Raw genomic sequence first — 19092 nt, 5'->3', positions numbered from 1 at the left:
CGACTCTCCACCACAGAGCGAGGCAACCATGTCTATTTCCGCAACTCTGCACGCCCTCCCATCGTGCTCCCCTGACCGGGTCTTTGAACTGCGCCGGGCCGCCCAGGCAATGGGCGTCCGCTACATCCCCAACAAGCCACGCCTGAGCGGCGCCAAGTCCGCCCCCTCCAATCCATTCGGAGGTGATGCGGCATGAGCAACCTGTTCACTCTCTCTGACAGCTCCCTCCGCAGCCTTGCAGCCCAGCTGCAGCTCAACGGCAAGTTCAACCACACCTGCCGCTCCGCTTACGGCCGCCGCTTCCTTCAACTGACCATGCAGGTCGAACAGGGCGCCGGCGAAGCGGCCGTGCTGATCGAGATCGGCGGCGAACGTCACCGCATCACCATCAGCCACCGCGAGCCGCGTGGCGATGCAGCCCTGGCCGACTTCATTGAAGCGATCGCCAACGGCCGCATCGACTCGGCCGAACCGGCGCCGGCTCGCACCCTCCCCGCCCTACCCGAACTGGAGCCTCTGCTGGATACCGCCCAGCAGCAGGCGCTGCGCGACCTGGTGCGCAAGGGCGGTTTCCTCGACGTACACGTCGGCCTGGAGCACCCGGTGAAGGTTGCCGTCCATCGAACCTACAACACCCAGGGCATCACCGTCCTGCTCGCCCTGGGCGAGTCGCAACCGCGCACTACCGCCTGGACGCTCCGCCAACAGCCGGAGAAATGCTTCCGCGCGCTGATGGAGTCCGTCGAACACCTGGCAGCAGCCGGACGCCCCAAGGCTGTCCGGGCGGCAGCGTAGGAGGCAGCTCATGCGCGACAAAAACCTTCAGGAAGCCGCGAAGGAGCTGGGCGTGACCCGCCCCGTCCTGATCAAGCGTATGCGCGAAGCCGGCTTGCTCGATGACAAGAACCTGCCTGCCAATCCGCTCCGCGACCGACTGCATATCTACAAGCATGAGAGCAATTGGCAGCACCCGGACTTCGGCACGCAGTACAGCTACTCCACCCGCATCCGCCCAGCCGGCATCGCATGGTTGCGGGAGAAGCTAGGCATCCCACGCGAAATGCCGCCGGCCGTGCCGGATCGCCGCGATGTCGGCTGACCTGGGACCACGCCCCCGCCACTACGCCCGCCAGATCGTCGCCTTGCGCTCGAAGGAAGAGCGCAAGGCAGCACTGGAGAACGTACCGGCCGAGTGGCGTGACCTGGTCCGAACCCACGTAGAGATCGCCTGGAACCACCCGAAAGGAGGCAAGGCATGAAACGCAAACCGACCACCAAACAGACCGTCCGGGCCGAACTGGTCCGGATGGTTAGCAGCCTGCTCGTCACCGCGCGGACCACCAATTACGAACACACCAGCGATTCGGAGGCAGACCGGGCAAGGGGCGCCATCGCGCTGGCCATGTTTGCCGACATCATCGACGACACCGCCTACAGAGCACTCTGCGAACTGGCCAGCAGCGCACGCTACGAACGCCAGATGGAGCTGATCTATGGAGCGCCTCCGTACACCGGCAGCGAGCGTGCCAAGGCCTGGCGCGATGCCAATAGGGCGGCAGCATGACCCAACGCCCCGACCAGCAGCCAGAGCTACGCCTGCTGCCAGCGCCCCGGCGGGAAACCGTGGATCTCGTCTACCGCACCTTCGGTGACATCCTGATCCCGCTGGAGGCGCTGCGCGAACGCTACTTCCGCAACCTCAACAAGGACAACTTCGCTAAGGCGCTCAAGGCGGGAAGCATCGCTCTCCCGGTTACCACCCTGAGCGATAGCGCGAAGGCACCGCAATACGTCGAGGCCCACCATCTAGCGGCCTACATCGAGCAGCGCGCCTACCTCGCGGACGAGGACCTGGCACGTCGCACATCCGAAGAAGACTGAAAAACCACCAAGCCGTCACCACCGGCAATTTCACCACTAGGAGCACACCATGCTGACCAACCAACAGATCACCGCCCTGGTACTGGGCATCCTGCTGCCGATGATCCTGCTGTGCATCACCGCACACACCTGCGGCCTCCGCAAAGGCCTCAAGCAGGCCAAGCTGGTCGAGTTCGACAGGGGCTACCAGGCAGGGCTCGCAAAGCAGTCGCAGCACCTCCTCGCTCTTCAGGGCGATATCGGGACGCTCAACACCCGACTCACCAACATGTCCGCCGCGCTGACCTACTCAAAGGAAGGACATGAGCTGACCCGCCAGCAACTGGCCGATGCACTCGACTACTGCGGTGCTATCCAGGGCGCGGCCGAGAAAATGCAGCCGCGCGTACTAACCGACGCCGACCTGCCCTACCTCCATCAGGCCATCGGCCTGATCGCAGCTGAAGCCACGCGATTCCGGAAGACCGGTAGTAGCAAGGTGAACCGAGCACACGTCCTCGAACAGCAGCTGGCGGCAATCCACGCTCGCGCCTCTGCCGCTGACTGGCGCCACCCGGATACCGAGCTGATCGATTGGCTGGACGTTGCAGCCGCTGTCCATGCAGACGAAGAGCACGGCGAGCTGCGCTTCCCGCTAGCCCCGAACTATGTCGGCTATCCCCATATCCGCGACATGCTCCACGACGCCAAGCAGCAGGACCAGGAAACCGCGCGCAACCATCAGGTAAGCCTGGAGGCCGCAGCATGACCTGGATCCTCACCCGCACGGGCCGCCGCTTCGACTTGCTGGAACCCACCGCCCTCATGGTGGAGCCCGCCGATATTGCCCACAGCCTGGGCCGGCAGTGCCGTTTCAACGGCCACACCAACCCACACTACAGTGTCGCGCAGCACTGCTACATCGTCGCGGACCTGGTGCCCGCCGAGCACCAGCTCGCCGCGCTCTTGCACGACGCAGCAGAGGCCTATGCGGGCGATCTGGTCAGCCCGCTGAAGGCCCTGTTGCCGGAATACCGCCAGATTGAGCTGCGGATCTGGCACGCGATCTGCGCCCGCTTCGACCTCGACACTGAGCTGCCGCCCTGCGTGCACGACGCCGACCTGATTGCCCTGGCCACCGAGCGTCGTGATGTCATGCCACACCACCAGGACGAATGGGCCTGCCTCGCCGGCACCCAGCCGATGCAGGCACGGATCCGTCCGTGGAGTGCCGAAGAAGCCGCGCAGCACTACTTCACCCGCCTACAGGATCTGCTCTCAACCACCCACCGCGCGAGGGCTGCAGCATGAAAAAGCTCTTCGACCTGCTCCTGCCGCGCCTCCTCACCGAAGAGGTCGCCCTGCAGGACAACGGCGACCACCTGGTGATCGTCTGCCCCATGACGGAGGTGAAGCCCGGCGAGCACTTCCACGCCGTGGCCACCATGCGCGTCTTCAACCTGTTCGGATATGCCCTTTTCCCGCGCATGATCAGCGGGCCATTGCCCTGGCCGAGCCCTGTGCAGATCGAGCCGTGGGAGCTGCCCCCGTGCCCGTTCTGCGAGGGGCCACCAGCAATCACTGTGCAACGCACCTTCGAGCCCCTCGGTCCCGTCTATCGGCAAGCCACCTACGGATGCGGCGGCGTCGACATCGACGCCTATGTCTTCTGCCATGAGTGCGGCGCCCAAGGCCCGCAATACGAGGAAGTCATTTTCGACGAGGCCGATTATCAGACCGCCGAGGTCGAGGCCGCCAAGCTCTGGACTGATCGCACCGCCAAACACCGCGACCTGTTCGACAGCAGCGCAGCGGATGGATTGACCACCTACCCGCGCAGGGAGAACCGCGAATGACCCGCCGCTACCCGGTTCGCCGCGTAGCGGCACAAGACCAGGGCGGCGCCCTGGCACCCGCCACCCCGAGCACCCAAGCTGCGGCCGCGCGAAAGCGCGGCGGTGGCCTGGCACGTCGCGCCCTGCTGACTCTGAGTCTCGCAGGCCACCCTTCGATGCCCGAGGGTGGCGCCATAAAGAGCCTCTGCTGCGCAGCAGCAGGCATATTCCTACCCAAGCCCAAAGCCCGCGCAGGGGTCGCATACCCCACGACAAGCGTGCGCCAAGGCGCAGAAGATGCTGCAACGCTTCGCTCCCACAGCGCACCGCACGCGCAGCTTGTCGAGGGGTATAAGCCCCTACTGAACGATTCGCCGAGTAGAGGGAATGCCAGCGCGCTTCGCCGACTCCACATGCTCCAATTCGATAGCCAGTCGACAGGCAGCAATGATCTCAGCTCTACACCGCATGACATCCTTCCAATCGTTGTCGAACTCGACTGCAACCCAGCGCTCTACGTCGTTGAGAGCTTCGGCGACCTCTCCGAGCACCACGAAAGCCGGATTAACCGCTCGAGCTGGAAGTGGACGCTGCAACAGTCCCTGCAGTGTTTCGCTCGACATTCGCAGCCGCGCAGTGCTTACCGCGCTGGCGGGAGTAACCTTAGCCAACGTGAGCATCAGCCCACGGACAGCCGAGCACGCCTCGTGGACGGCACACTCAGCCAGTCGAGCCGCATTGGCCTCATCAATCTCAACCCTCAGCCGAACGGCAGCCTGCTCTCTGGTAGCAACGAAGTAAGTGGCAACTATCGCCAGTACCGAGCCAACCGCCTGAGCCCAGCCAGAGGCCTTCTCGCTCCCCCAAGGCCAGGTCCATACCCACCAGCCAAGCGGAATCACCAGGGGCGACAGGAGCACCCACTTCAGAAGGCTGCGCGGGCGCAGGTTAATCGTGAGTTTTTCGGGCAGCATGGCCATCCCCTTGCCATCAGTCGTCGTAGGAGCATGAAGGCGTTGGGCCAGCCGGTCCAGGGGGTGGCAGCATGACCACCTTCCGCCGGCACGAACTCGCCGAAGCCGTCTACCTCGCCCAGCTCCCGCTCGACCTCCGCGAATACCTGAACGTCGACCTGTTCGCCGGCGGCGGCGGTGCCTCGGAGGCGATGGAGGAAGCCACCGGCGAGTGCGTCGACATTGCCGTGAACCACGACGACGACGCTGTGAGCATGCACATCGTCAACCACCCACAGACCACCCACTACCGCGAAGACATCCGCCGGGTGGAGCCTCGCGTTGCCACTCGTGGCCGTCCGGTGGGCAGGCTGCATGCTAGCCCAGAGTGCACCCACCACAGCCAGGCTCGGGGCGGCCAACCTCGCAGCAAGGAAAGCCGCGCTCTGTCGTGGATGGTGATCAAGTGGGTCGGCCAGACGCTGCCGCTGATGCTTACCATGGAAAACGTGATGCAGATCCTCCAGTGGGGTCCGCTGATCGCCAAGCGCTGCGCGGAAACCGGGCGGGTGGTCACCCTGGACATGGTGCCGCACCCCGTCACTGGCAAGCCGGTGCACCGCGTAGCCGAGCCAGGCGAGCGCGTCCCCGTGCAACGGCAGTACCTGGTGCCCGACCCCAAGCGAAAGGGCAAGACCTGGGCGCGCTTCCTGCACCTGCTGCGTGACCTAGGCTACAAGCACCACTATGACAAGCTGGTGGCGGCGGACTACGGCGCCGCGACTACCAGGGAGCGCCTGTTCTTCATCGCCCGCCGCGATGGCGTACCGCTGAACTGGCCGGAGGCAACCCACGCCAAGAACCCCCGCCACGAGCAGCAACCGTGGGTGCCCCAGGCCGCTCTCATCGACTGGAGCCTGCCGTGTCCGTCGATATTCCTCGACGAGGAAGGCGGCAAGGCTGCCGGCGTACGCCGCCCCCTGGCCGCCAAGACCATGGAAAGGCTCCGCAAGGGGGTGAAGAAATTCGTCCTCGATCATCCGGAACCGTTCATCGTCAGCGTGAACCACGGCGGCGCGGAGTTCCGAGGGCATTCGGTGCGCGAACCCGCCGCCACCATTACAGGCAGCCATGGCTTCGCAGTGGCTCAACCCACACTCGCCCCGTTCATCACCGAACACGCGAACGCCAGCAACCAGCGCAACATGCCAGCCAACGAACCCGGGCGAACGATCTGCAGCGAGGTGAAAGGCGGACACTTCGCCGTCGTCGCGCCAGTACTGGTGGGCGCGGGCGGCCCGTCCTATGCCGGTAAGCCGACCAGCTGCGAGCAGCCTGCCGGCACGATCCTCACCGAGAACCACCGCGCGCTCGGCGTGGCGTACCTGGCACAGCACAACGGAGGGCACAATAAGACGCTCGGCCGACACCCGGAGGAGCCGGCGACCGCGCTGACTACCACCGGCAGCCAGCAGAACGTCGTGACCGCAAGCCTGGTAACACTGCGGAACGGCTGCATCGGTCGCGACCTGCGCGATGGCGCTCCAGCGATCACTGCCGGCGCCGACGACCTGGCGCTGATGGAGTGCACTCTGTCGCCGGAGAACGAAGCCGGGGCGCTGCGCGTAGCGGCCTTCCTGATGGGGTACTACGGATCCGACAACACCTATGACCCGCGAGATCCGGCCGCCACCATCACCACCCGCGACCGCCTCGCCCTGGTGACCGTGACGATCAAGGGCAGCCCCTATGTGATCGTCGATATCGGCATGCGGATGCTCACTCCGCGCGAGCTGTATCTGATCCAGGGTTTCCCGCCTGACTACAAGATCGACTTCGGTCACGATGGGCGTAGGTTCAGCAACAAGGCCAAGGTGCGGATGTGCGGAAACTCGGTGTCGCCGAAGCCCTATTACGCCCTACTCAAGGCCAACCCCCTATTCCCTGAAGAAGCCATGCGGGAGGCTGCATGAATATCCAACTCAACCAACTGCAGCGCCTGCTGGCTGAGATCGACAGCCTCATGGCCAGCGCGGAGGCGACAGGGCTGATCCGTGAAGCCCGCCATTGCGCGGAGAAAGCCCGGAGCGCAGCAGCGAAGGCGATCAAGATCGCTGCCGAACTGGACGCCCAGGCTGACCAGTTGCCACAAGCCTGGCGCGACGTACAGGCCGAGTGCCTTCGCCAAGTCGATGCCGAGGGCTGGACGCACGAGCGCGATGACAACGAACTCACCGCCGAACTAGCCCAAGCCGGCACCGCCTACATGCTGCATGCCTTCCCCCGCGCCGACTTTGATCGGACTTATGCGGCCCGGTATTGGCCATGGATCAGCGGGTTCCGCCCGGAAGGGGACCGCATGGACCTGGTGCGAGGTGTTGCCCTCGGCCTCGTCGCACTTGAGCACCATGATCGTGCAGCTGTCCTGGCACAGGGGGACCAAGAATGAAAGAAGCCTTCCCGAACCCGCAGCTGGAAAGGGCGGTCATCAGCGCCAACGTGAGCACCGGCTTCCGCCTTTCCACGAAGGACGGCAAGCCACTGCGGATGGCACTGGTAGACGAGACAGGCAGCATTGTTGAGGTAGGCGAAGACGTTGCACTCTCCGCCTGGCGCGTCTGCATCGAGGTACAGGAAAACTTCTGGGAGGGGAAAGGGCACCTGATTGTATACACCAGCCCGCCCTGTCAGACGTTCAAGACCAAGAAAGCAGCCTGATCAAACCGGGCGGTCATTACCGACCGCCCATTCTCCTGACTTCCTATCGAGTCGCATCCAGCGACGCTGGCCGGATCTCGACACCAGTAGCACGTCCATGAAGGGCGCCTTGCGCCCAGCCGGCATAATTCCCCGCAGGTAGATCACGATCTGCGAGAACGTGTCCATCATCATCTGCCGCACCTGCTCCCGCGCCTCAGCCTCCTGCGCCATCACACCCTCTGCCAGAGAAGCCCAACGCGCCGCATCGGCAGGGCTCTGGTAACGAGCCAGCCCTGCTAGTTCCCGCTCCAGCTGCTGCACGTCGGCCTGGCGCGCCTGCAGCTCCTGTTCCAGTTCGCGAGCCTTGCGCACGAACGCCAACGGGGCTGCGCCCTCGCTTTCCCCTGCCAGCAAGGCGTCGGTCACCCGCTCCAGCTGCACCTCCACCCTCTGGACCTCGCCGCGCGCCACCACCAGGCGCTGCCTCAAGGCTGTCGCCTGGTCGACCGGCTCCATGAATCGCTGCAGGTTCATCTGATCGGAGCAATAGTCCATCAGGGCGAGCTCAAGCGGAGCAACACTGCAGCTGCCATGCGCCCTGCACTCCGAATGCTCAGCCGTCACCGAGCAGGCAAGGCGCCGATGGCCGGGCAGCAGCGTTCCGTCCGGCCGCACTTTGCTCATCTGATTTTGCGCCTCCATCGCGGAACCACAGTAACCGCACCAGGTGAGACCGATACCGGTCACGACCCCAGGAATAGCCCCTTTACCGCGCCGCCGATGGCGTTGGCCGGTCAAGGCGTTCAGCTCAGCAAACTCGGTATCACTCAGAAGGCGGGGATAGTAGTCCTCTAGGATGAACTCGTCATCATCAACCGAGATCCGCTTGCCACCACGCAACGGCTGCAGGTGAACCAGGCGATAAAGCTGCTGGCCACCCAGTTTTAACTCAGCCGGATCCATCCCCTTTTCCCGCATCAGCTCCAATGTCCGCTTCGCCCCCAGCCCCTGGCGATAGCAGTCAAGAGCGAACCGCACCGCCTCTACCCTCGCAGGTACGAATTGCCAGGCAGCCCCATCCCACTCCAGCCAGTGAGGATCCGCACCATTGCGGATCAGCCCGCGATAAGTGCCGGCTACCCACCCCTCACACTGCCGGCGGATCGCTGCTTTCACCCGCTTGCTCTTGGTGTCACTTTCTTCGTGCGCCCGGATCATGACCAACAGGCTGTAAACCAGATCCATTGGCTGAGCCTTCAGGCTTTGCCGGTTGTACTCTCGCCCGTCGCTGGCGGTGACCACGGAAATACCGGCGTTGATGATCTGCGCGAGCTGCGCCTGCGCCAGAATCGGCTCGGCGCGGCTCAAACGGTCCAGCCCCTCAACCACCAGCACCGACCCTTCAGGGATCCGCCCAGCGTCCACCGCCTGCAGGAACACACCAAGGGCGCCTTGCTTGATGTGTTTCTGGTGGTAGGCGGACAAACCCTCGTCTCGGAGGGTCAGCGACTCATCCAGCACCAGGCCACGCTCGGCGGCCCAGGCCTTTGCGTACTGGGCCTGACGGTCGGCACTATGTCCAGCTGCCTGCTTGGGGTCCGAAAACCTCAAATAGCTGTATACTTTCGCCCCAATTTTTGGCATGTCAGGATCCCCAGGAACAAACACGATGCGTTGCGAGACCATGAGTATATATTCGCAATCATTGGGGAACCCCAAGGCGATCCTCATCTTCACCGCTTTCCTGCCGCAGTTCGTCGATCCGCGTCAGGCCGTGGGCGCCCAGTTCGCCCAACTCGGCGCAGCCTTCCTGCTGCTGGAATGGCTGGCCATCGCCCTTTACGGGCTCGCCGGGGTCCGCCTCGGCAAGCTGCTCGCCGGTGCACGCGCCCGGCGCCTGTTCAACCGTGGTTGTGCCGCGCTGCTGGGCAGCGCCGGGCTGGGCCTGCTGCTCAGTCGCCGTCCGGCCTGACCGAATTCATTCTTCGAGAATCTCTTTCAAGGAATCCCCCTCATGTCGAAATCCCTGTTCAGCATCGCTTTCGGTGTCGGCACCCAGAACCGCCAGGGCAACTGGCTGGAAGTCTTCTACGCGCAGCCGCTGCTCAACCCCAGCGCCGAACTGGTCGCAGCCATCAGCCCGCTGCTGAATTATGAAGGCGGCAACCAGGCGATTGCCTTCACCGCCCACCAGGCCTACCAGCTGGCCGACGCCGTCGAGAGCGTCGACGCTGCCCAGGCCGCGCTGCTCAACCGCCTGGCCGAAAGCCAGAAGCCGCTGGTCGCCACCCTGCTGGCCGAAGACGCCGCCCCCAGTTCCACCCCCGAGGCGTACCTCAAGCTGCACCTGCTGTCCCATCGCCTGGTCAAGCCGCACGGCCTGAACCTGACCGGCATCTTCCCGCTGCTGCCGAACGTGGCCTGGACCAACCAGGGCGCCGTCGACCTGGCCGAACTGGCCGAGCTGCAACTGGAAGCGCGCCTGAAGGGCAAGCTGCTGGAAGTCTTCTCCGTCGACAAGTTCCCGAAGATGACCGACTACGTGGTCCCGACCGGCGTGCGCATCGCCGACACCGCCCGCGTACGCCTGGGCGCCTACATCGGTGAAGGCACCACCGTGATGCACGAAGGCTTCGTCAACTTCAATGCCGGCACCCAAGGTCCGGGCATGATCGAAGGCCGCGTCTCCGCGGGCGTGTTCGTCGGCAAGGGCTCGGACCTGGGCGGCGGCTGCTCCACCATGGGCACCCTGTCCGGCGGCGGCAACATCGTCATCAGCGTCGGCGAAGGCTGCCTGATCGGCGCCAACGCCGGCATCGGCATCCCGCTGGGCGACCGCAACATCGTCGAAGCCGGCCTGTACGTCACCGCCGGCACCAAGATCGCCGTGCTGGACGACCAGAACGCCTTGGTGAAAGTGGTCAAGGGTCGCGACCTGGCCGGCCAGGCCGACCTGCTGTTCCGCCGCAACTCCCAGACCGGCGCAGTCGAGTGCAAGACCAACAAGACCGCGATCGAGCTCAATGAAGCGCTGCACGCACACAACTAAGCTGGGCGCCCCGCAGATGCGGGGTACGCACTAAGCTTGGAGAAGCGGGGGCTGCGGCCCCCGTTTTACTTTTTCCGCAACCGGCCGCACGCCCATGTCCATTCCCTCACCCTGGCGCTCCGACTTCCCGGCCCTCGCCGCCTTCGAGGCCGAAGGCCAGACCTACCTCGACAGCGCCGCCACCGCGCAGAAGCCGCGCGCCATGATCGACGCCCTCGCCGGCTACTACGCCAGTGGCGCCGCCAACGTACACCGTGCCCAGCACCTGCCCGGCGAGCGCGCCACCCGCGCCTTCGAAGCGACCCGCAGCCTGGCCGCCAGCTGGCTCAATGGCGGCAGCCCGGCGCAGATCATCTTCACCCGTGGCGCCACCGAAGCCCTGAACCTGCTGGCCTACGGACTGGAGGCGGACTTCCACAGCGGCGACGAGATCGTCGTCAGCGCCCTGGAGCACCACGCCAACCTGCTGCCCTGGCAGCAACTGGCCAAGCGTCGCGGCTTGAAACTGGTGATCCTGCCGCTGGACAGTGACGGCCACACCGACCTGAACCGCGCTGCCAGCCTGATCGGCCCGCGCACGCGCCTGCTTGCCGTCAGCCAACTGTCCAACGTGCTTGGCACCTGGCAACCGCTGCCGGAGCTGTTGCAGATGGCTCGGCAGCACGGCGCGTTGACCGTGGTGGATGGCGCCCAGGGCGTTGTCCACGGCCGGCACAACCTGTCGGCACTCGGCTGTGATTTCTATGTCTGCTCCAGCCACAAACTTTACGGCCCGGAAGGCCTCGGCCTGCTCTGGGGCCGCCCGGAGTCGCTCGAGCGACTGGCGCACTGGCAATTCGGCGGCGAGATGGTGCGCGTTGCGGACTACTTCGACGCACAGTTCCATAGCGCCCCGATGGGCTTCGAGGCCGGCACCCCGCCCATCGGCCCGGTGATCGCCCTGGGCGCCACGCTGCAGTGGCTGGCCGCCCAGGACAGGGCCGAAGTCAGCGCCCACGAGGATTTCCTCCACGCCCGCCTGCTCGCCGGCCTGCGCGCCCGTGATGGCGTGCGCATGCTGGGCGAACCGGAAGTGGCGCTGGCCAGTTTCGTGGTCGAGGGCGTACATGTGGCCGACCTCGGCCATCTGCTCACCGAACAGGGCATTGCCGTGCGCGCCGGGCACCACTGCGCCATGCCGCTGATGAAGACCCTCGACGTGGCCGGTGCCCTGCGGGTCTCCCTTGGCCTCTACAACGACAGTGCCGACCTGGAACGTTTCTTCATCGCTCTGGACAGCGCCCTGGAGTTGCTGCGATGAGCCTGCCCGCCGCAGCCGCCGAGGCGCTGCAGGCCTTCACTGCCTTGCAGGGCTGGGAGCAACGGGCACGCCTGCTGATGCAATGGGGCGAACGCCTGGAGCCGTTGAGCGAAACCGAGCGCAGCGACGGGCACCGCGTGCAGGGCTGCGAGAGCAACGTCTGGCTGCTGGCTGACTCGCGGGATGGCCGCTGGTATTTCCGCGCCTACAGCGATGCGCGCCTGCTGCGCGGGTTGCTGGCGTTGCTGCTGGTACGGGTGGAAGGCTTGCCGGTGGACGAGCTGTCTGCCATCGACCTGCCCGACTGGTTCAATCGGCTGGGCCTGGGCCGGCAACTCTCGCCGTCGCGCAGCAACGGCCTGAATGCAGTCCTGAAGCGCATGCAGGAACTGGTCAGCGACTGAGCACCTGCTTTTTCGTAGGAGCGAGCTTGCTCGCGAACCCGCCCGACACCAAGGCATCCAGCCGAAGCGTTCGCGAGCAAGGGCTAGGCGCCCCTCAGTCCTACAAAAGCGCCTAGCCCGCGGAACGCTCCGAAGGCCGCCGCGCCCCGGCGACGATCTTGTCCACCGCCCGCGCCGCCGCGACCATGCCGAAGGTCGCCGTGACCATCATCACCGCGCCGAAACCGCCGGCGCAGTCCAGCTTCACGCCCTCGCCGACGAAACTCTTCGACTGGCACACCGTGCCGTCCGGCTTGGGATAGCGCAGTTGCTCGGTGGAAAACACGCATTGCACGCTGTAATGCCGGCCCGGCGTGCGCGAGAAGTTGTAGTCGCGGCGCAGCATGGAACGGACCTTGGCGGCCAGCGGGTCGTTGAACGTCTTGTTCAGGTCGGCGACCTGGATCTGCGTCGGATCGACCTGCCCGCCCGCGCCCCCGGTGGTGATGATCTGCAGCTTGCGGCGCTTGCACCAGGCGATCAGCGCAGCCTTGGCGGCGACGCTGTCGATGCAGTCGATCACGCAATCCAGCTCCGGGGTGATGTAGTCCGCCATGGTTTCACGAGTAACGAAATCGGCTACAGCGTGTACGACGATGCCGGGATTGATTGCCTTCAGGCGCTCGGCCATGACCTCGACCTTGGGCTTGCCCACGGCGCCGGCCAGCGCATGCACTTGGCGATTGGTGTTGGTGACGCAGACGTCATCGAGATCGAACAGGGAAATCTCGCCCACGCCGCTACGCGCCAGGGCCTCGGCTGCCCAGGAGCCCACGCCGCCGATCCCGACCACCGCCACATGGCTGGCCGCCAGACGCTCCAGGCCCTCACGGCCGTAGAGCCGCGCGATTCCGCCGAAACGCTGTTCATCCAGTTGCATCGCCCACACCTCGCATCGAAACGGCCGGCATTCTATAACGACCGGTCGCCCATAACGACCAGCCTTGGCGAGCGTGCAACAAAGCCGGATTGCCGCAGTCTCAGCCACGCGCCTGCCACACATTCTAAACTGTCGGAAAATACCCACGCTCGCCGTCTCGGCGGACGGTGCCGGCAACCTGTACAGCCCCCGGAGTGCGGGGTAGGATGCGCCCCGACCGAAGAGTCTCCCGCGGAGACTGTCCCGGCCCCTCCCCGTTCCACCCTTTGGAACCCGATCGCACCATGTCTTCACGCAAGTTCGGCCTCAACCTGGTGGTTTTCGTCGCCCTCGCGGCACTCTTCACCGGCTTCTGGGCTCTCTACAACCGCCCGGTCAGCGTTCCCGACTGGCCGGAAAGCATTTCCGGATTCTCCTTCTCGCCCTTCCGCCTGAACCAGAATCCGCAGAAGGACCAGTTCCCCAGCGACGACGAGATCCGCTCGGACCTGGAACTGGTCTCCAGGAACACCGACAACATCCGCACCTACTCGGTGAAGGGCTCACTGGCCGACATCCCGCGCCTGGCGGAAGAGCTCGGCATGCGTGTCAGCCTCGGTATCTGGATCGGCCCGGACGAAGCCGAGAACGAGGCCGAAATCGAGCGCGGCATCGAGATCGCCAACAACTCGCGCAGTGTCGTGCGGGTCATCGTCGGCAACGAGGCGCTGTTCCGCCGCGAGGTCACCGTCGAGCAACTCACCGCCTACCTGGACCGCGTGCGCAAGGCGGTGAAGGTGCCGGTGACGACCGCCGAGCAATGGCACATCTACGAGAAATACCCGGAGATGGCCAAGCACGTCGACCTGATCGCCGCCCACGTGCTGCCGTACTGGGAATACACGCCGATGGACAACGCCGTGCCGTTCGTCCTCGAGCGCGCCAAGGAGCTGCGCGCCAAGTTCCCGCGCAAGCCGCTGCTGCTGGCCGAAGTCGGCTGGCCGAGCAACGGCCGCATGCGCGGCGGCGCCGACGCCACCCAGGCGGACCAGGCCATCTACCTGCGCACGCTGACCAATGCGCTGAACAAGCGGGGCTACAACTACTTCGTCGTCGAGGCCTTCGACCAACCCTGGAAAGTCGGCGACGAAGGCTCGGTGGGTGCCTACTGGGGCGTGTATAACGCCCAGCGCCAACCCAAGTTCAACTTCACCGGGCCGGTGGTGAACATCCCGCAATGGCGCGCCCTGGCGGTCGCCTCGGTGGTGATGGCGCTGCTTGCCCTGACCCTGCTGATGATCGACGGCAGCGCCCTGCGCCAGCGCGGGCGGACCTTCCTCACCGTGGTCGCCTTTGCTGGCGGCTCGGTGCTGGTGTGGATCGCCTACGACTACAGCCAGCAATACAGTACCTGGTTCAGCCTGACCGTCGGCGGCCTGCTGGGCATCGGCGCGCTGGGCGTATTCATCGTCCTGCTCACCGAGGCCCATGAACTGGCCGAGACCGTGTGGGTGCGCAAGCGCCGCCGGCCGTTCGACCCAGTGCTGACCGATACCGGCTATCGGCCCAAGGTCTCGGTGCACGTGCCCTGCTACAACGAACCGCCGGAGATGATGAAGAAGACCCTGGATGCGCTCTCCAGGCTCGACTATCCGGATTTCGAAGTCCTGATCATCGACAACAACACCAAGGACCCGGCGGTCTGGGAACCGGTGCGCGACTACTGCGAAGTCCTCGGCCCGCGCTTCCGCTTCTTCCACGTCGCGCCCCTGGCCGGCTTCAAGGGCGGCGCGCTGAACTACATCCTGCCGCACACCGCGCCGGACGTCGAAGTCGTCGCGGTGATCGACGCCGACTACTGCGTCGAGCCGAACTGGCTCAAGCAGATGGTGCCGCATTTCAGCGATCCGAAGATCGCCGTGGTGCAGTCCCCACAGGACTACCACGACGGCGAGGAAAACGTCTTCAAGAAGCTCTGCTACGCCGAGTACAAGGGCTTCTTCCACATTGGCATGGTCACCCGCAACGACCGCGACGCGATCATCCAGCACGGCACCATGACCATGATCCGCCGGACCGTGATGGACGAACTCAAGTGGGCCGACTGGACCATCTGCGAGGACGCCGAGCTGGGCCTGCGGGTGTTCGAGAAGGGCTATTCGGCCGCCTACTCGCACCAGAGCTTCGGCAAGGGCGTGATGCCCGACACCTTCATCGACTACAAGAAGCAGCGCTTCCGCTGGGCCTATGGCGCGATCCAGATCATGAAGGGCCACGCCCGCGCGCTGTTCCAGGGCAAGGACAGCAAGCTCACCCTCGGCCAGCGCTACCACTTCATCGCCGGCTGGCTGCCGTGGATAGCCGACGGCATGAACATCTTCTTCACCGTCGGCGCGCTGCTCTGGTCCTCGGCGATGATCATCGTGCCCAAGCGGGTCGATCCGCCGCTGCTGATCTTCGCCATTCCGCCGCTGGCGCTGTTCTTCTTCAAGTTCGGCAAGATCATGTTCCTCTACCGCCGCGCCGTGGGCGTCAACCTCCTGCGTTCGTTCCAGGCGGCGGTGGCAGGCCTTGCGCTGTCGCACACCATCGCCAAGGCGGTGCTCTACGGGGCGTTCACCAAGACCATCCCGTTCTTCCGCACGCCGAAGATGGCCTCCAACCACGGCCTGCTGGTGGCACTGGCAGAGGCGCGCGAGGAGGTCTTCATCATGCTGCTGCTGTGGGGCGCCGCACTGGGCATCGTGCTGGTGCAGGGCGTACCGAGCCGCGACATGATGTTCTGGGTGGCCATGCTGCTGGTGCAGTCGCTGCCCTACCTCGCCGCACTGGTGATGGCGCTGCTGTCGGCCGCGCCCAAGGCTCAGGAGGCGCCGGCAGCGGATGTCGCGCCGGCCAACTGATGCAAAGCCTGCGGGAGCGAGCCAGCTCGCTCCCGCTGGGTGAACCGTACCGCTGATCCGCTCCCGAGAACGCCGGCCAAACGCCGGCGTTTTTGCTTTAAGATGGGCGCCTTTTTCCGTTCCACCCCCAGGATGCCCTCAATGTCCCTCTCGCCGACCCTGGCCCTCGCCTGCGAGCTGATTCGCCGTCCCTCCGTCACACCGGTCGATGCCGACTGCCAGCAGCTGATGATGCAGCGCCTGGACGCCTGCGGCTTCGCCCTGGAGCCCATGCGCATCGAGGATGTGGATAACTTCTGGGCCCTGCGCCAGGGCCGCGACGGCGCCAATGGCCCGGTGCTGTGCTTCGCCGGCCACACCGACGTCGTCCCCACCGGCCCCGAGCAGGCCTGGCAGCACCAGCCGTTCGACGCTCTGATCGATGCCGACGGCATGCTTTGCGGCCGTGGCGCGGCGGACATGAAAGGCAGCCTGGCGTCGATGATCATCGCCACCGAGCGCTTCGTCGCCGACCACCCCGACCACCGCGGCAGCATCGCCTACCTGATCACCAGCGACGAGGAAGGCCCCGCCCATCACGGCACCAAGGCCGTAGTCGAGCGCCTCAAGGCCCGCAATGAGCGCCTGGACTGGTGCATCGTCGGCGAGCCATCGAGCACCACCCTCGTGGGCGACATCGTCAAGAACGGTCGCCGCGGCTCCCTCGGCGCCACCCTGACCGTGCGCGGCAAGCAGGGCCACGTGGCCTACCCGCACCTGGCGAAGAACCCGATCCACCTCGCCGCCCCGGCCCTGGCCGAACTCGCCGCCGAGCACTGGGACAACGGCAACGACTACTTCCCGCCGACCAGCTTCCAGATCTCCAACATCAATGGCGGCACCGGAGCGACCAACGTGATTCCGGGCGACCTGAAGGTGATCTTCAACTTCCGCTTCTCCACCGAATCCACCGTGGAGGGCCTGCAGCAACGCGTCGCGGCGATCCTCGACAAGCACGGCCTGGAGTGGCACATCGACTGGGCGCTGTCCGGCCTGCCCTTCCTCACCCAGCCCGGCGAGCTGCTCGATGGCGTGGCGGCGGCGATCCGCGCGGTCACCGGCCGCGAGACCACGCCGTCGACCTCCGGCGGCACCTCCGATGGCCGCTTCATCGCCACCATGGGCACCCAGGTGGTCGAACTCGGCCCTGTGAACGCCACCATTCACCAGGTGGACGAACGTGTACTGGCCAGCGACCTCGATGTGCTGACCGAAATCTATTACCAGACCCTGGTGCTACTGCTGGCATGACTGGACCGAACAAAGGCTTCTGCCTGGGCGCCATCCAGCCCGACACCCCGCCGCCCGCGCCAGCCGCCGAGCGCCGCTATTCCTTGCGCGTGTACCAGATTGCCCAGCGCCGCCGCTCGCTGCCCACCGTGCTGCGCAACGACCTGCCGCAGCCGCTGGGACCGGGGAAGAAGTGATGCTGATCTGTCCGCTGTGCCGCGAGGCACTCACCGAAGCCGACAACGGCGTGGCCTGCCCCGCCGGGCACCGCTTCGACCGCGCACGCCAGGGCTACCTGAACCTGCTGCCGGTGCAGCACAAGAAGAGTCTCGATCCAGGCGATAACGCCGCCATGGTCGAGGCGCGCCGCTATTTCCTCGGCGCCGGGCACTATGCACCGCTGGCCAGGCACCTGGCCGAACTCGCTGCCGAGCGGGCTCCCGGTCGCTGGCTGGATATCGGCTGCGGCGAGGGTTACTACACCGCGCAGCTGGGCGAAGCCCTGCCCCAGGCCGACGGCTATGCCCTGGACATCTCCCGCGAAGCCGTGAAACGCGCCTGCAAGCGCGCCCCGCAACTGACCTGGATGGTCGCCAGCATGGCCCGCGTGCCGCTGGCCGATGCTTCCTGCCAGTTGCTGGCCAGCGTGTTCAGCCCGATCGACTGGAAGGAAGCCACACGCCTGCTGACTCCCGGAGGCGGCGTGCTGCGCCTGGGCCCGGCACGCGACCACCTGCTGGAACTGCGCGAACGCCTGTACGACGAAGTGCGCGAATACGTCGAAGACAAGCACCTCGTCGATCTGCCTGAAGAACTGAAGCTGGCGCACACCGAACAACTGAGCTTCAGGCTGCCGCTGGAAACCCGCGAAGCCCGCGAGCACCTGCTGGCGATGACGCCCCACGGCTGGCGGGTCAACGCCGAGCGACGCGAACGCATCCTCGCCGAGCCCTTCGAGGTGACGGTCGCGGTACGCTACGATTGGCTGCAACGCCAAGAACCCTGACGAGGACGCCATGCGCCAACCGGATATCGAGATCTACATCAAGGATGCCGACCAGGCCGCCGTCAGCGCCTGGCTGGAAAAGGCACTTGGCCCTTGCAGCGAATGGCGCAAACAGGGCGAAACCCTCAAGTGCACCGCCGGTGGCATCCCTGCGACCTGGCTGCCGAAAGCCGTGGGCAAGTGGAACAGCCTGTTCCTGGAAAGTGACCGTACGCCATGGGACGACGACGCCGCCTGTGCCCGCGATGCCTGCGCCGCGCTGGACGTGGAAGTGCGCTGTGCACCAGGCAGTTGGAGCGAGGATCAGGGCGAGGAAGACGCGGACCGCTGGCTGAAAGTGACCGCCGCGGGCGTCGAGGAAATCACCTGGCGCACAGGCTGACCCCTCGCTTGCACAAGGCTTAAAAAACAAAGGCCCGTCCAATGGACGGGCCTTTGTTTTTTCGGGGGCTCAGACCTTGGCGACGTCTTCCGCCTGGAGGCCTTTCTGACCCTGGATCACCGAGAACTCCACTTTCTGGCCTTCGACCAGGGAGCGGTGACCATCGCCACGAATGGCACGGTAGTGAACGAAAACGTCCGGACCGCTATCGCGTTGAATGAATCCATAACCTTTGGCGTCATTGAACCACTTGACGGTTCCGACCTCACGATCAGCCATTACCACACTCTCCAACTTGCCTATTATTTTTGGATGGCCCCCGGGAATGAGGACTTCGGCAGTCGCCGGCTGAACGCTTTCCTTATCATCCAACCCGCACCGAATGGCACGTAGGAAGGTAATTCGAATAACGCCGACGGGCGACAGCGCTCCCGAGTATATAAATCAAAAGTTACAGCTGAAAAGCACTTTTTCATCCCCTCCGCGCCCCTATGACCAAAGAGGACAAAGTGCCATTTTTCGGGGCCTGCAGA

23 protein-coding genes and 1 pseudogene are annotated in these 19092 nt (G+C 65.2%); 20 read left to right on the top strand and 4 right to left on the bottom strand.

What is annotated here, in order from left to right; genetic code table 11:
• The first annotated feature begins 192 nt into the window (after positions 1 to 192).
• Genes LDJ84_RS08510 through LDJ84_RS08475 form a run of 8 tightly spaced genes read left to right on the top strand, consistent with a single transcriptional unit; the run spans position 193 to position 3716 of the window.
• The gene (locus LDJ84_RS08510; RefSeq protein WP_226046198.1) at positions 193 to 795 is read left to right on the top strand and encodes a hypothetical protein; all 603 of its coding nucleotides are present in this window, start codon (positions 193 to 195) and stop codon (positions 793 to 795) included.
• A gap of 10 nt (positions 796 to 805) precedes the next feature.
• Complete coding sequence (locus LDJ84_RS08505) at positions 806 to 1099, top strand: phage antirepressor KilAC domain-containing protein (protein WP_226046197.1); 294 nt, start codon at positions 806 to 808, stop codon at positions 1097 to 1099.
• Entirely contained in the window at positions 1089 to 1259 is a 171-nt protein-coding gene (locus LDJ84_RS08500) for a hypothetical protein (RefSeq protein WP_226046196.1), read from the top strand. The genes LDJ84_RS08505 and LDJ84_RS08500 overlap by 11 nt, the downstream gene beginning before the upstream one ends.
• The gene (locus LDJ84_RS08495) at positions 1256 to 1564 is read left to right on the top strand and encodes a hypothetical protein (RefSeq protein ID WP_226046195.1); all 309 of its coding nucleotides are present in this window, start codon (positions 1256 to 1258) and stop codon (positions 1562 to 1564) included. Before LDJ84_RS08500 ends, LDJ84_RS08495 begins: the two co-directional genes overlap by 4 nt.
• Positions 1561 to 1881, top strand: a complete 321-nt coding sequence (locus tag LDJ84_RS08490; RefSeq protein ID WP_226046194.1) for a pyocin activator PrtN family protein — start codon at positions 1561 to 1563, stop codon at positions 1879 to 1881. Before LDJ84_RS08495 ends, LDJ84_RS08490 begins: the two co-directional genes overlap by 4 nt.
• Positions 1882 to 1930: 49 nt before the next feature.
• Positions 1931 to 2629, top strand: a complete 699-nt coding sequence (locus LDJ84_RS08485; protein WP_226046193.1) for a hypothetical protein — start codon at positions 1931 to 1933, stop codon at positions 2627 to 2629.
• On the top strand, positions 2626 to 3171 hold the full coding sequence (locus LDJ84_RS08480) for a phosphohydrolase (protein ID WP_226046192.1): 546 nt from the start codon (positions 2626 to 2628) through the stop codon (positions 3169 to 3171). Before LDJ84_RS08485 ends, LDJ84_RS08480 begins: the two co-directional genes overlap by 4 nt.
• Entirely contained in the window at positions 3168 to 3716 is a 549-nt protein-coding gene (locus LDJ84_RS08475) for a Lar family restriction alleviation protein (protein ID WP_226046191.1), read from the top strand. The genes LDJ84_RS08480 and LDJ84_RS08475 overlap by 4 nt, the downstream gene beginning before the upstream one ends.
• Before the next feature lie 338 nt (positions 3717 to 4054).
• On the opposite strand, the gene LDJ84_RS08470 is transcribed toward LDJ84_RS08475, so the two are convergent.
• A complete protein-coding gene (locus tag LDJ84_RS08470) occupies positions 4055 to 4669 on the bottom strand; it encodes a hypothetical protein (RefSeq protein ID WP_226046190.1) in 615 nt (204 codons plus the stop codon).
• Between the two features lie 71 nt (positions 4670 to 4740).
• Here LDJ84_RS08470 and LDJ84_RS08465 point away from each other — a divergent pair, with 71 nt between their 5' ends.
• The 3 genes from LDJ84_RS08465 to LDJ84_RS08455 are packed head-to-tail and all read left to right on the top strand — an operon-like array spanning position 4741 to position 7366.
• Positions 4741 to 6621: a DNA cytosine methyltransferase gene (locus tag LDJ84_RS08465; protein ID WP_226046189.1), complete on the top strand. Its 1881-nt coding sequence runs from the start codon at positions 4741 to 4743 to the stop codon at positions 6619 to 6621.
• A complete protein-coding gene (locus tag LDJ84_RS08460; RefSeq protein WP_226046188.1) occupies positions 6618 to 7097 on the top strand; it encodes a hypothetical protein in 480 nt (159 codons plus the stop codon). The genes LDJ84_RS08465 and LDJ84_RS08460 overlap by 4 nt, the downstream gene beginning before the upstream one ends.
• Positions 7094 to 7366, top strand: coding sequence for a hypothetical protein (locus tag LDJ84_RS08455; protein ID WP_226046187.1), 273 nt, complete (start codon positions 7094 to 7096; stop codon positions 7364 to 7366). The genes LDJ84_RS08460 and LDJ84_RS08455 overlap by 4 nt, the downstream gene beginning before the upstream one ends.
• On the opposite strand, the gene LDJ84_RS08450 is transcribed toward LDJ84_RS08455, so the two are convergent.
• Positions 7367 to 9034, bottom strand: a complete 1668-nt coding sequence (locus LDJ84_RS08450; RefSeq protein ID WP_318784717.1) for a recombinase family protein — start codon at positions 9032 to 9034, stop codon at positions 7367 to 7369.
• A 22-nt stretch (positions 9035 to 9056) separates the two neighbouring features.
• On the opposite strand from LDJ84_RS08450, the pseudogene LDJ84_RS08445 reads away from it, so the two are divergent.
• The 4 genes and pseudogenes from LDJ84_RS08445 to LDJ84_RS08430 all read left to right on the top strand — a co-directional run.
• Positions 9057 to 9320 (top strand): annotated as a pseudogene (locus LDJ84_RS08445) (LysE family translocator); the annotation flags it as partial.
• 42 nt (positions 9321 to 9362) lie between these two features.
• The gene (gene dapD, locus LDJ84_RS08440; RefSeq protein ID WP_024766090.1) at positions 9363 to 10397 is read left to right on the top strand and encodes a 2,3,4,5-tetrahydropyridine-2,6-dicarboxylate N-succinyltransferase; all 1035 of its coding nucleotides are present in this window, start codon (positions 9363 to 9365) and stop codon (positions 10395 to 10397) included.
• 94 nt (positions 10398 to 10491) lie between these two features.
• Positions 10492 to 11697, top strand: coding sequence for an aminotransferase class V-fold PLP-dependent enzyme (locus LDJ84_RS08435; protein ID WP_038803396.1), 1206 nt, complete (start codon positions 10492 to 10494; stop codon positions 11695 to 11697).
• Positions 11694 to 12101, top strand: coding sequence for a SufE family protein (locus tag LDJ84_RS08430; RefSeq protein WP_024766091.1), 408 nt, complete (start codon positions 11694 to 11696; stop codon positions 12099 to 12101). The genes LDJ84_RS08435 and LDJ84_RS08430 overlap by 4 nt, the downstream gene beginning before the upstream one ends.
• Positions 12102 to 12213: 112 nt before the next feature.
• On the opposite strand, the gene tcdA is transcribed toward LDJ84_RS08430, so the two are convergent.
• Positions 12214 to 13020, bottom strand: coding sequence for a tRNA cyclic N6-threonylcarbamoyladenosine(37) synthase TcdA (gene tcdA, locus LDJ84_RS08425; RefSeq protein ID WP_024766092.1), 807 nt, complete (start codon positions 13018 to 13020; stop codon positions 12214 to 12216).
• A 284-nt stretch (positions 13021 to 13304) separates the two neighbouring features.
• Between tcdA and LDJ84_RS08420 the strand changes: the two genes are divergently transcribed.
• From LDJ84_RS08420 to LDJ84_RS08400, 5 genes are all read left to right on the top strand, one after another.
• Complete coding sequence (locus tag LDJ84_RS08420) at positions 13305 to 15902, top strand: glycosyltransferase (protein WP_024766712.1); 2598 nt, start codon at positions 13305 to 13307, stop codon at positions 15900 to 15902.
• Positions 15903 to 16034: 132 nt separating this feature from the next.
• Entirely contained in the window at positions 16035 to 17192 is a 1158-nt protein-coding gene (gene dapE / locus LDJ84_RS08415) for a succinyl-diaminopimelate desuccinylase (RefSeq protein WP_024766713.1), read from the top strand.
• On the top strand, positions 17189 to 17368 hold the full coding sequence (locus LDJ84_RS08410) for a hypothetical protein (protein WP_024766714.1): 180 nt from the start codon (positions 17189 to 17191) through the stop codon (positions 17366 to 17368). The genes dapE and LDJ84_RS08410 overlap by 4 nt, the downstream gene beginning before the upstream one ends.
• Positions 17368 to 18177: a putative RNA methyltransferase gene (locus tag LDJ84_RS08405; protein WP_024766715.1), complete on the top strand. Its 810-nt coding sequence runs from the start codon at positions 17368 to 17370 to the stop codon at positions 18175 to 18177. Before LDJ84_RS08410 ends, LDJ84_RS08405 begins: the two co-directional genes overlap by 1 nt.
• 10 nt (positions 18178 to 18187) lie before the next feature.
• The gene (locus tag LDJ84_RS08400; protein ID WP_024766716.1) at positions 18188 to 18559 is read left to right on the top strand and encodes a hypothetical protein; all 372 of its coding nucleotides are present in this window, start codon (positions 18188 to 18190) and stop codon (positions 18557 to 18559) included.
• A gap of 69 nt (positions 18560 to 18628) precedes the next feature.
• Here LDJ84_RS08400 and LDJ84_RS08395 read toward each other — a convergent pair whose 3' ends face one another.
• The gene (locus LDJ84_RS08395) at positions 18629 to 18838 is read right to left on the bottom strand and encodes a cold-shock protein (protein WP_015476243.1); all 210 of its coding nucleotides are present in this window, start codon (positions 18836 to 18838) and stop codon (positions 18629 to 18631) included.
• Positions 18839 to 19092: the final 254 nt, after the last annotated feature.

The sequence above is a fragment of the Pseudomonas sp. HS-18 genome (assembly GCF_020401845.1).
Taxonomy (GTDB): domain Bacteria; phylum Pseudomonadota; class Gammaproteobacteria; order Pseudomonadales; family Pseudomonadaceae; genus Pseudomonas; species Pseudomonas nitroreducens.
This window is presented reverse-complemented; position numbering and strand designations above follow the sequence as displayed.